General features: G+C 61.0%; 7 protein-coding genes. 4 read left to right on the forward strand and 3 right to left on the reverse strand.

The genetic code is table 11. The annotated features are described in order from the left end of the window. Positions 1–26 precede the first annotated feature (26 nt). Positions 27–716, forward strand: a complete 690-nt coding sequence (recO, locus tag ACOI8A_RS10185) for a DNA repair protein RecO (protein WP_420647757.1) — start codon at positions 27–29, stop codon at positions 714–716. A gap of 47 nt (positions 717–763) precedes the next feature. Further along, positions 764–1,510 carry a pyridoxine 5'-phosphate synthase gene (gene pdxJ, locus ACOI8A_RS10190; protein ID WP_065118207.1) on the forward strand — a complete coding sequence of 249 codons (747 nt, stop codon included), beginning with the start codon at positions 764–766 and terminating at the stop codon, positions 1,508–1,510. Positions 1,511–1,613: 103 nt separating this feature from the next. Here the strand turns inward: pdxJ and mltF are convergent, their stop codons facing one another. Further along, a complete protein-coding gene (gene mltF / locus ACOI8A_RS10195) occupies positions 1,614–3,074 on the reverse strand; it encodes a membrane-bound lytic murein transglycosylase MltF (RefSeq protein ID WP_420647758.1) in 1,461 nt (486 codons plus the stop codon). Between the two features lie 285 nt (positions 3,075–3,359). On the opposite strand from mltF, the gene purL reads away from it, so the two are divergent. Together purL and ACOI8A_RS10205 are read left to right on the forward strand one after the other, a co-directional pair. After that, positions 3,360–7,256 (forward strand): phosphoribosylformylglycinamidine synthase, encoded by a 3,897-nt coding sequence (gene purL / locus ACOI8A_RS10200; RefSeq protein ID WP_420647759.1) that lies wholly within the window; start codon positions 3,360–3,362, stop codon positions 7,254–7,256. Positions 7,257–7,261: 5 nt separating this feature from the next. Further along, a complete protein-coding gene (locus ACOI8A_RS10205; RefSeq protein WP_420647760.1) occupies positions 7,262–7,573 on the forward strand; it encodes an NGG1p interacting factor NIF3 in 312 nt (103 codons plus the stop codon). 672 nt (positions 7,574–8,245) lie between these two features. Here ACOI8A_RS10205 and nagE read toward each other — a convergent pair. After that, a complete protein-coding gene (gene nagE / locus ACOI8A_RS10210; RefSeq protein WP_420647761.1) occupies positions 8,246–9,967 on the reverse strand; it encodes an N-acetylglucosamine-specific PTS transporter subunit IIBC in 1,722 nt (573 codons plus the stop codon). 23 nt (positions 9,968–9,990) lie between these two features. Continuing rightward, positions 9,991–12,507: a phosphoenolpyruvate--protein phosphotransferase gene (ptsP, locus tag ACOI8A_RS10215; protein WP_420647762.1), complete on the reverse strand. Its 2,517-nt coding sequence runs from the start codon at positions 12,505–12,507 to the stop codon at positions 9,991–9,993. Positions 12,508–12,524 lie beyond the last annotated feature (17 nt).

Below are 12,524 nucleotides of genomic sequence, written 5' to 3' on the forward strand. Positions count from 1 at the left end.
CAATTCCTGACTGGGAAACAACTCTCATGTCCCAAACCCCACCTCCCGCGCAACTCGCCTACGTCCTCCATTCCCGCGCCTACCGCGAAACCAGCGCCTTGGTGGATTTCCTCACGCCGCAAGGTCGGCTGCGGGCGGTGTTGCGCAGTGCGCGGGGCAAGGCCGGGACGATGGCGCGGCCGTTCGTGCCGCTGGAAGTCGAGTTTCGTGGCAAGGGTGAATTGAAGAATGTCGGGCGCATGGAAGGTGTCGGCACGCCGACCTGGCTGGTCGGCGAAGCACTGTTCAGCGGTCTGTATCTCAACGAACTGCTGATCCGCTTGTTGCCCGCTGAAGATCCGCTGCCGTCGGTATTCGATCACTACGCCGCCACGTTGCTGGCGCTTGCCGAAGGTCGGCCGCTGGAGCCGCTGTTGCGATCCTTCGAATGGCGCCTGTTGGATGACCTCGGTTACGGCTTTGCATTGAGCACCGATATCCACGGCGATCCCATCGCTCCAGACGGGCTCTATCGCTTGCAGGTCGATGCCGGACTCGAACGCGTCTACCTGCTGCAACCGGGCCTGTTCAACGGAACAGAACTGCTGGCCATGGCCGAGGCCGACTGGTCGGCCCCCGGCGCACTGTCCGCCGCCAAGCGCTTGATGCGTCAGGCATTGGCCGTTCACCTGGGCGGTCGTCCGCTCGTCAGTCGCGAGCTGTTTCGCAAGCCCTGATCTCACCGTATGCTGTGCGCCGAATCTCTCAATTCAGGAGCGCATCCGTGACCACCAGCAATCGCATTCTTCTTGGCGTGAACATCGATCACGTCGCCACCCTGCGTCAGGCCCGTGGCACGCGCTACCCGGATCCGGTCAAGGCTGCGCTGGACGCGGAAGAGGCGGGCGCCGACGGTATTACGGTGCACTTGCGTGAAGACCGCCGACACATTCAGGAGCGCGACGTTTTGCTGCTCAAGGATGTACTGCAAACCCGTATGAACTTCGAAATGGGCGTCACCGAAGAAATGATGGCGTTCGCCGAGCGTATCCGTCCGGCGCACATCTGTCTGGTGCCTGAAACTCGTCAGGAACTGACGACAGAAGGTGGTCTGGATGTAGCGGGGCAGGAAGAGCGAATCAGGGCGGCAGTCGAGCGTCTGTCAAAGATCGGCAGCGAAGTGTCGCTGTTCATCGATGCTGACGAGCGTCAGATTGCTGCGTCGAAACGCGTTGGTGCGCCGGCCATCGAACTGCACACCGGGCGTTACGCCGATGCTGAAACGCCGACCGAAGTGGCTGAAGAACTGAAGCGAGTGGCGGACGGTGTGGCGTTTGGTCTGGCGCAGGGGTTGATCGTTAACGCTGGCCACGGTTTGCACTATCACAACGTTGAAGCCGTGGCGGCGATCAAGGGCATCAACGAACTGAACATCGGCCATGCGCTGGTGGCACATGCTTTGTTCGTAGGCTTCAAGTCGGCGGTTTCTGAAATGAAAGCACTGATTCTGGCTGCTGCGTTGAAAGGCTGATATCGGCGGCGCTTCCATGGCGGGAAAGCCACGCTCCAACAGGTTCGGTGATCACTGTGGGAGCGTGGCTTGCCCGAGATGGCGTCATGTGAGACAGCGAAAATCAGAGCGGGGCAGGTTCCTGGGCAGGCTTGGACTTGTCGATCGCCGGTACGTGCAATTTGCCCTCGGCCACCTGATCGCCTTCCAGCTGCGGCTGGGTCACCCAGGTCAGGATGTCGTAGTAGCGACGGATGTTCGCTACGAAATGTACCGGCTCGCCGCCGCGGGCGTAGCCATAACGGGTTTTGCTGTACCACTGCTTCTGCGACAGGCGCGGGAGCATTTTCTTCACGTCCAGCCATTTGTCCGGGTTCAAGCCTTCCTTCGTCGCCAGTTTGCGCGCGTCATCCAGATGACCGCTGCCGACGTTGTAGGCTGCCAACGCGAACCACGTGCGATCCGGTTCCTGAATCGAATCGTCGAGCTGATCCTTCATATAAGCCAGGTACTTGGCGCCGCCCATGATGCTCTGTTTCGGATCAAGCCGATTCGACACGCCCATCGCCTGCGCGGTGTTCTGCGTCAGCATCATCAGCCCGCGCACGCCGGTCTTCGAGGTGACTGCCGGTTGCCACAGTGATTCCTGATAGCCAATAGCGGCGAGCAGACGCCAGTCGACTTTCTCTTTCTTGGCGTAGGCTTTGAAGTGCTGTTCGTACTTGGGCAGGCGCTGCTGCAAATGCTGGGCGAAGGTGGTGGCGCCCATGTAGCCGAGGACATCGACGTGACCGTAATAACGGTCTTTCAGGCGTTGCAGGGTGCCGTTCTTCTGCACCTTGTCCAGATAGCTGTTGATCTCGTTGAGCAGGCTGTTGTCTTCGCCGGGGCCGACGGCCCAGCTTTGGCTGCGCGCGTCGCCAAGGTCGAAGGCCACGCGAATATTGGTGAAGTACACCTGATTCATTGCCACTTCGTTGGAGTCGACCAGCGTCAGATCGATCTGACCTTCATCAACCATGCGCAGCAGATCGACTACTTCAACCGCGTCAGACTCTTCATATTCTATGGCCGGATTTTTCAGTTTCAGCTCGGCCAGTTGCTCGGCGTGGGTACTGCCCTTGAGCACCATGATTTTCTTGCCGACCAGATCGCCGGCATCGGTCGGCCGTGACTGGCCGTTGCGATAGATGATCTGCGGAGTGACTTCAAGGTAGGAGTGGGAAAACCGCACTTGCTTCTTGCGCTGCTCGCTGCTGACCAGTCCGGCGGCGGCCAGTACCGGGCCGTTGGGTTTGCCGATCTGGTTGAACAGATCGTCGAGATTGTCGGCGGTTTCGATCTTCAGCTCGACCCCCAAATCGTCGGCGAAGCGCTTCACCAGCTCGTATTCGAAGCCGGTTTCGCCGCTGCGATCCTGAAAGTAGGTGGCGGGGCTGTTACGGGTAATGACCCGCAGCACGCCATCCTCCTTTACGCGCTCGAGTGTGTTGGGTTTATCAACACAGCCACTGAGCATCAGGAAGAGTCCGGTAGCGATCAGCCATTTGGCGTACCGCGGACGCAAAGCCGTTGGGGAAAACATGTGCGCAGTATACGCAAAGGACAACGGGCGCCATATCTCGACAGCGCAGGGCAGGTCTGCTAGCGATCACAAAACCGGCAAAAAACCCGCGTAAATGGGCCTTCAGGGGGTTTTGTTACAACAAAAATAAGCCGCCCGCACAGGCAGGATAAATCTGACTTGCGAGGCAGAAACACAGATCGACATACGAGTGCAACCGTGCGTAGCGTTTCGGGTGATGTTGAGGGCGGTTTAGGCTAGAATGCACGGCCTCAAAGCACACCCCTTCCCGAGGCTGTCCCGAAGATGTTGATCCTGCGCGGCGCTCCTGCCCTTTCTGCCTTTCGCCACAGCAAACTCCTTGAGCAACTGAGCCAGAAGGTTTCGGCTGTCAGCGGCTTGTATGCTGAATTCGCCCACTTCGCCGAAGTCACCGGCGTCCTGACCGGCGACGAACAGCAGGTGCTTGCGCGCCTTCTGAAGTACGGTCCAAGTGTTCCGGTTCAAGAGCCGACCGGCCGCCTGTTCCTGGTGTTGCCGCGTTTCGGCACCATCTCGCCGTGGTCGAGCAAGGCCAGCGACATCGCTCGCAACTGCGGCCTGAGCAAGATCCAGCGTCTGGAGCGCGGTATCGCGTTCTACGTTGCAGGTCAGTTCAGCGACGCCGAAGCCCAGCAGATTGCCGATGTATTGCATGACCGCATGACGCAAATCGTCCTCGGCAACCTCGAGCAGGCTGCCGGTCTGTTCAGCCACGCCGAGCCGAAGCCGCTGACCGCGATCGACATCCTCGGCGGCGGTCGCGCCGCGCTGGAGAAAGCCAACACCGAACTGGGTCTGGCTTTGGCTGAAGACGAGATCGACTATCTGATCAATGCCTTCACCGGTCTCAAGCGCAACCCGCACGACATCGAACTGATGATGTTCGCCCAGGCCAACTCCGAGCACTGCCGCCACAAGATCTTCAACGCCAGTTGGGATATCGACGGTCAGAGCCAGGAAAAAAGCCTGTTCGGCATGATCAAGAACACCTACGTGATGCACAGCGAAGGCGTTCTGTCGGCTTATAAGGACAACGCTTCGGTGATCGTCGGCAACGTTGCCGGCCGTTTCTTCCCGAATCCTGAGACCCGCCAGTACGGCGCGGTGCAGGAGCCGGTGCACATCCTGATGAAGGTTGAAACCCACAACCACCCGACCGCGATTGCCCCGTTCCCGGGCGCAGCCACCGGTTCCGGCGGCGAGATTCGTGACGAAGGTGCAACCGGTCGCGGCGCCAAGCCGAAGGCTGGCCTGACCGGTTTCACAGTATCCAACCTGCAAATCCCGGGCTTCGAACAGCCGTGGGAAGTGCCGTACGGCAAGCCTGAGCGCATCGTTACCGCGCTGGACATCATGATCGAAGGCCCGCTCGGCGGCGCTGCGTTCAACAACGAATTCGGGCGTCCGGCCCTGACCGGCTACTTCCGTACCTTCGAACAGTCGATCAGCACCCCGCACGGTGACGAAGTTCGCGGTTACCACAAGCCGATCATGTTGGCCGGCGGCATGGGCAACATCCGTGAAGAACACGTCAAGAAGGGCGAGATCGTTGTCGGCTCCAAGCTGATCGTTCTTGGCGGCCCGGCGATGCTGATCGGTCTGGGCGGCGGCGCTGCCTCGTCCATGGCCACCGGCACCAGCTCGGCGGATCTGGACTTCGCTTCCGTCCAGCGTGAAAACCCTGAGATGGAGCGTCGCTGCCAGGAAGTCATCGACCGTTGCTGGCAACTGGGCGACAAGAACCCGATCAGCTTCATCCACGACGTGGGGGCGGGCGGTCTGTCCAACGCCTTCCCGGAACTCGTCAACGACGGCGACCGCGGTGGCCGTTTCGAACTGCGCAACATTCCAAACGACGAGCCGGGCATGGCCCCGCACGAAATCTGGAGCAACGAATCCCAGGAACGTTATGTTCTGGCCGTCGGCCCAGAAGACTTCGAGCGCTTCCAGGCGATCTGCGAACGTGAGCGTTGCCCGTTCGCCGTGGTCGGTGAAGCGACTGCCGAGCCGCAACTGACTGTCACCGACAGCCACTTCGGCAACGACCCGGTGGACATGCCGCTGGAAGTATTGCTGGGCAAGGCGCCGCGCATGCACCGTTCGGTGGTTCGCGAAGCTGAGTTGGGCGATGATTTCGACCCGAGCACCCTCGACATCGGCGAGTGCATCGAGCGCGTTCTGCATCACCCGGCCGTGGCCAGCAAAAGCTTCCTGATCACCATCGGCGACCGCACCATCACCGGCCTCGTGGCCCGTGACCAAATGGTCGGCCCGTGGCAAGTTCCGGTGGCCGACGTTGCCGTGACCGCCACCAGTTTCGACGTTTACACCGGTGAAGCCATGGCCATGGGCGAGCGCACTCCGCTGGCGCTGCTCAACGCTCCGGCGTCGGGCCGCATGGCCATCGGCGAAACCCTGACCAACATTGCCGCGTCGCGCATCAACAAGATCTCCGACATCAAATTGTCGGCGAACTGGATGTCCGCCGCCGGTCACCCGGGTGAAGACGCGCGTCTGTACGACACCGTCAAAGCGGTCGGCATGGAGCTGTGCCCGGAGCTGGGCATCACCATTCCGGTGGGCAAGGACTCGATGTCCATGGCCACACGCTGGAACGACGAAGGCGTCGACAAGACCGTGACTTCGCCGATGTCGCTGATCGTGACCGGTTTCGCGCCAGTGGCTGACATCCGTCAGACCCTGACCCCGGAACTGCGCATGGACAAGGGCACCACGGACCTGATCCTGATCGACCTCGGTCGCGGCCAGAATCGCATGGGCGCTTCGATCCTCGCTCAGGTGCACGGCAAGCTCGGTTCGCAAGCGCCGGATGTCGATGATGCCGAAGACCTCAAAGCGTTCTTCGCCGTGATCCAGGGCCTGAACGCCGACGGTCATCTGCTGGCTTACCACGACCGTTCCGATGGTGGTCTGTTGACCAGCACCGTGGAAATGGCCTTCGCCGGCCACTGCGGTCTGAGCCTGAACCTCGACGGTCTGGCCGAAACGTCTGCCGACATCGCCGCGATCCTGTTCAACGAAGAACTCGGTGCCGTGATTCAGGTTCGTCAGGACGCGACGCCGGATATCCTCGCGCAGTTCAGCGCGGCAGGTCTCGGCGACTGCGTATCGGTGATCGGTCAGCCAATGAACAACGGCCAGATCAACATTACCTTCAATGGCGACACCGTATTCGAAGGTCAGCGTCGTCTGCTGCAACGCACCTGGGCTGAAACCAGCTACCAGATCCAGCGTCTGCGTGACAACGTCGAGTGCGCCGAGCAAGAGTTCGACGTGCTGCTGGAAGAAGACAACCCGGGCCTGAGCGTCAAACTCAGCTTCGACGTCAACCAGGACATCGCCGCGCCTTACATCAAGAAAGGCATCCGCCCACAGGTTGCCGTGCTGCGTGAGCAGGGCGTCAACGGTCAGGTGGAAATGGCCGCAGCGTTCGACCGCGCCGGTTTCAACGCGATCGACGTGCACATGAGCGACATTCTCGCTGGCCGTGTCGACCTGAACGAGTTTAAAGGTCTGGTGGCGTGCGGCGGTTTCTCCTACGGCGACGTACTCGGTGCCGGTGAAGGCTGGGCCAAGTCGGCACTGTTCAACAGCCGTGCCCGTGACGCTTTCCAGGGTTTCTTCGAGCGTAACGACAGCTTCACCCTCGGCGTGTGCAACGGTTGCCAGATGATGTCCAACCTGCACGAGCTGATCCCCGGCAGCGAGTTCTGGCCGCACTTCGTGCGCAACCGCTCCGAGCAGTTCGAAGCGCGCGTGGCGATGGTTCAGGTTCAGGAATCGAACTCGATCTTCCTGCAAGGCATGGCCGGTTCGCGTATGCCGATCGCTATCGCACACGGTGAAGGGCATGCCGAGTTCTCCAGCGAAGAAGCACTGCTGGAAGCCGATCTGTCCGGTTGCGTAGCGATGCGTTTCGTCGACAACCACGGCAAGGTCACCGAAAAGTACCCGGCTAACCCGAACGGCTCGCCGCGCGGGATCACCGGCCTGACCAGCCGCGACGGCCGCGTGACGATCATGATGCCGCACCCGGAGCGTGTGTTCCGCGCAGTGCAGAACTCGTGGCGTTCGGAAGACTGGAACGAAGACGCACCGTGGATGCGTATGTTCCGTAATGCTCGTGTGTGGGTGAACTAAGGCTCGTGTACAAGCTTGCCTTCTTTGTGCCTGACAGCCATGTGGAGACGGTGAAAACCGCCGTCTTCGCTGCCGGCGGCGGGCGCATCGGGGACTACGACAGCTGTGCCTGGCAGGTGCTGGGGCAAGGCCAATTTCGTGCGTTGGACGGGAGTCAGCCGTTTATCGGGGAAGTGGGTCAGGTTGAAGTGGTTGAAGAGTGGAAGGTTGAGCTTGTTGTGGCGGATGAGTTGATTGTGGCTGTTGTGGCTGCGTTGAGGCTTAGTCATCCGTATGAGACGCCGGCTTATGAAGTGTGGCGGCTGGAAGATTTCTAATAGCCGCTTAGTACAAGAAACCCGCTGAGAGTTATGTCAGCGGGTTTTTTGTTGCCCTCGATTTCTAAGGTCAACGCATTTAACTGTGGGAGCTGGCTTGCCAGCGATAGCGCCGTGACAGGCGACCATGTTCTGGTTGATTGAGTGAATATCCGTTTTTTCGGGGGCTGCGGCTGGCGGTTTCGCTCTTACAGCGAGTCACCTTTTCCAAACGCCGAAAAGGTAACCCAAAAGGCTTTTCCCCAACGTTTGGCCCGCTCGCCAGGGCTCGGGGTTCCTTCGCTCCGGGTTTCATCCGGGGGCATCGCCTCCGGTTTGCTACGCTGCACCTCCTCTCGATGTGTTTGGCTTCGCCAAACGGCGCTACGCGCCCACCCCCGGATGAATCCCTCCACTCAGCCGGCCGACGGGGCGTTTTAGATCAAGAGCTGCTGCCGAGCTAACGCTCATCCTGTTGAGTGGGGCGGCTGCGCCGCGGGGCAGGGACACCCACATCCAACTGTGGGAGCTGGCTTGCCAGCGATGGCGGCCTGACAGCCGACCAATTTTTTCTGAAGGAATCATTCCCTCTGTAGGAGCTGCCGAAGGCTGCGATCTTTTGATCTTGATCCATAAAAACATGATCAAAAGATCGCAGCCTTCGTCAGCTCCTAAAGAGATGAGTTCTTTGATTCAGGCTTTGGCGCTGACTGCGCTGCGGTTGACCAGCGCTTCAAGCGCTCCGCTCAAACTTTCAGCCTTGTCACCCACCAACAAATGCCAGACCCCACCTTCCAACTGGCTGACACCCTGACAACCCAGCTCTTTCAACCGAGCCTCAGACAACCCTTTGCCATCCGCCAGCTGCAAGCGAATCCGGCTCATGGCTATGCAATTCAGTTGCAGCACATTCCCGCCGCCACCCAGCGCATTCAGCCATTGCTGTGCTTCTGTCGCTGCCACGGCGGCAGGCTTCGAAGGAGTATTAACGACAGCAGCAACCGGCGCAGCCACCACCGTACGTCCCAGCGCCGGCATCGCCAGGCGAATCTCATCAGCAATGCTGTCCGCCAGCGGCCCGACCACCACCTGCAAACTCCCGCCCTTGCCTGGGCGCACCACCGCCATCGCGCCCAGCGCTTTCAACTCCACATCCGAAGCCTTGTTGCGATCGACCATTTCTAGCCGCAGCCGCGTGGTGCACGCACCCACAGTCATCAGGTTCTCTGCGCCACCCAGTGCCTTGATGTAAGCCCCGGCACGTTCGTTTTCAGCGAACACGACTTTCTCCGCAGTCGCCACATCCTCACGCCCCGGCGTTTTCAGATTGAAACGACGAATGCAGAAATCAAACACCACGTAGTAGATGACGGCGTAAGCCAGCCCGACCGGAATCACCAGCCAACCATTGGTCGAGCGACCCCAACCCAGCACCATGTCGATGAAGCCACCGGAAAAGGTGAAGCCCAAATGGATGTTCAGTGCGTTGGTGATGGCCATCGACAACCCGGTCAGCAGCGCATGCAGCAGATACAGCAGCGGTGCGAGGAACATGAAGGCGAATTCGATTGGCTCGGTCACCCCGGTCAAGAACGAGGTCAACGCCATCGACAGGAAGATCCCGCCCATCACTTTGCGCCGTTCCGGCAGGGCGTTGCGGTACATCGCCAGGCAGGCGGCAGGCAGGCCGAAGATCATCATCGGGAACATGCCGGTCATGAACTGGCCGCCCTTCGGGTCGCCGGCGAAGTAGCGCGACAGATCGCCCGTCACCAAAGCGCCGGTGGTTGGATCGGTGAAGTTGCCGAAGACGAACCACGCCATGTTGTTGAGGATGTGGTGCAGGCCGGTGACGATCAGCAGGCGGTTGAACACGCCGAATACGAACGCGCCAATGCTGCCGCTTTCCATCATCAGGGTGCCGAAGCTGTTGATGGCGTGCTGGATCGGCGGCCAGATATAGCCGAATACTACGCCCAGGCCGACCGCGGCGAACCCGGTGACAATAGGCACAAAACGTCGACCACCGAAGAACGCGAGGTACTCCGGCAACTTGATGTCCTTGAAGCGGTTGTACAGCGCGCCGGCCATCAGGCCGCTGACGATGCCGGCGAGCATGCCCATGTTGATGCTCGCGTCGAGCACCTTCAGGGTCGAGATCATCACCAGATATCCGATCACCCCGGCCAGGCCCGCCGTGCCGTTGTTGTCCTTGGCGAAACCGACGGCGATGCCGATGGCGAAGATCATCGCCAGGTTGGCGAAGATCACTTGGCCGGCGTCGTGGATGATCGCGATATTCAGCAGGTCAGTGTCGCCCAGGCGCAACAGCAGGCCGGCGATGGGCAGGATCGCAATCGGCAGCATCAGCGCGCGGCCGAGGCGTTGCAGGCCTTCGATGAAGAGTTGGTACATGGCGTATGTCCTTGTTGTTTTTGTTAGCGCAGAGGCCAATGTTGATGACAGGCGTGCCGCACCGCAGCGGCGCTGCTCAGCTTGAGCAAGTCGTGGCTGAGGCGTTGGCATTCGGCTTGGTGCAACTGACGCACGCGATCCTTGATCTCGCCGATCTGCACCGGGCTCACCGACAATTCGCTGACGCCGAGGCCGATCAGCACCGGCGTTGCCAGCGGATCCGAGGCCAATGCGCCACAAACGCCAACCCAGCGCTTGTGCACCGCCGCGCCTGCGCAGGTCATGGCGATCAGGCGCAGCAACGCCGGGTGCAACGCATCGACCCGCGCGGCCAAACCGGCGTGGTCGCGATCCATCGCCAGGGTGTATTGCGACAAATCGTTGGTGCCGATCGACAGAAAGTCTGCGTATTCGGCCAGTTGCTCGGCCTGCAACGCGGCGGCCGGAACTTCGATCATCACGCCGATTTCCGGGTGTTGGCTGATGCCCAGTTCAACGCACAACTGATCGACGCGCTGGCGGATGTGCAGCAGTTCGTCGACTTCAGTGACCATCGGCAACAGGATCCGGCAACGCTGCAGCGGGCTGACTTGCAGCAGCGCGCGCAGTTGCTGATCGAGGATTTCCGGACGCGCCTGAGCCAGACGAATGCCACGCAGGCCGAGCACCGGGTTGGCTTCGACCGGCAGCGGCAGGTAGTCGAGTTGTTTGTCGCCGCCGACGTCGATGGTGCGGATGATCACTGACTTGTCGCCCATCGCATCGAGCACGGCTTGATAAGCGGCGCGTTGCTCGTTTTCGTCGGGCGCGGTCTGGCGGTCGACAAACAGAAACTCGGTGCGCAGCAGGCCGACGCCATCGGCGCCATTGGCGAAGGCGTCCGCTGCTTCATGGCTGGAGGCGACATTCGCCACGACTTCGATGTGCACGCCGTTGCGCGTTTCTGCTGGCAGATGTGCTTGAGTCTGTTGTGCGGCGCGGCGTTGTTGCCGGTCGATTTGCGCTTGCTGGACTTCGGCAAGACGCTCGGCACTTGGGGCCAATTCGAGGCGTCCGCCATCGGCGTCGAGTACCACCGATTGGCCTTGTGCCTGATCGAGCAGCGACGAACCCAGAGCGACCATGCACGGCAGGCCTTTGCCGCGAGCGAGGATCGCCACATGCGAGGTTGCGCCGCCCTCGGCCATGCACAACCCGGCGACGCCTTGCGCGCTGAGTTGCAGCAAATCCGACGGGGTCAGTTCGTGCGCGGCGACGATGGCGCCGGCCGGGACTTCGTAATGCCAGGCTTCGCCGAGCAGGGCGCGTAGCACGCGTTGCTTGAGGTCGCGCAGGTCGTTGGCGCGTTCTGCCAGCAGTGCGCTGCCGGTGTTCAGCAGCACCTCGCATTGCACGTCGATGGATTGGCTCCAGGCGTGAGTCGCGGCGCTGCCCTGTTCGATGGACTGGAATGCGGCGTCGAGCAGTGCGGGGTCTTCCAGCAGTGCCAGATGCGCGGCGAAGATCGCTTCTTCGTCGGTGTTTCTGTGTTTCTGTGCCTGGTTCAGGGTTGCGTCGATATCGCTGCGCACTTGCTTCAGTGCGAGGTCGAGCGCTTGCTTTTGTTGCACCGGATCATTGCCACCGGCATCGCTCGGAAGTTTGATCGCGTGCAAGCGAAACAGCGGCCCGCCGACCAATCCCGGCGCGGCGCACACGCCGTGCAGCACACCCGCTTCGGCTGGACGTTTGTTCGTAGCGACACTGACCGGAGCATCGGCGTGATGATCGTCGGGCAGGGCGGTCGCCAGTGCCGAGAGCAACGCCTGCAACGCCGCCTCGGCATCCGGCCCCTGACAGCTGACCTGCACTTCGTCCTGCTCACCAATCGCCAGCCCCATCAAGCCGATCAGACTGTTGCACGGCGCCGACTTACCGGCAAAGTGCAGATGCGACTGGCTGCTGAAACCTTGTGCGGTCTGACGGATCAGCGCCGCCGGACGCGCATGCAGACCGCCGCGATGGGCGACGCGCACTTGTCCTTTCACCTCTGGCCCATCCGATACTTCGGCATTTACTGATGTGTTTTCTCGCGACACGATGTGCAGCAACGGCTCGCCGACTTTCACCGCTTTCAACGTGATCGGCCGCGCCTGAAAAAGCTCGCCGTTAGTCAGTATCAACAAGCTGATCAGGCTTTTGCACTGCTGACCGACCTTGTCCAGGTCATAGCGCAACAACGGCTGGCCATTGCTCACCCGCGCGCCTTCCTTGACCAGTACGGTGAAACCTTCGCCCTGCAACTCGACAGTATCGAGGCCCAGATGCAGGAGGATTTCCGCGCCGTTGTCGGCGCGTACGGTCAGCGCATGGCCGGTGCGGGCGACGTGAATCACCACGCCGGCGCAGGGTGCATGCAGCGTGTCATTCAGCGGGTCGATGGCAATGCCGTCGCCCATCGCGCCACTGGCGAACACCGCGTCCGGGACTTTGCCCAGCGTCAGCACCGGGCCGCTGAGCGGGGCGCTGAGGGTCAGCTCTTTATTGTTGTTGTTTTGCATGGCTCGGTCTCATCAGG

This window comes from Pseudomonas sp. P4795, assembly GCF_048822895.1.
Classification (GTDB): domain Bacteria; phylum Pseudomonadota; class Gammaproteobacteria; order Pseudomonadales; family Pseudomonadaceae; genus Aquipseudomonas.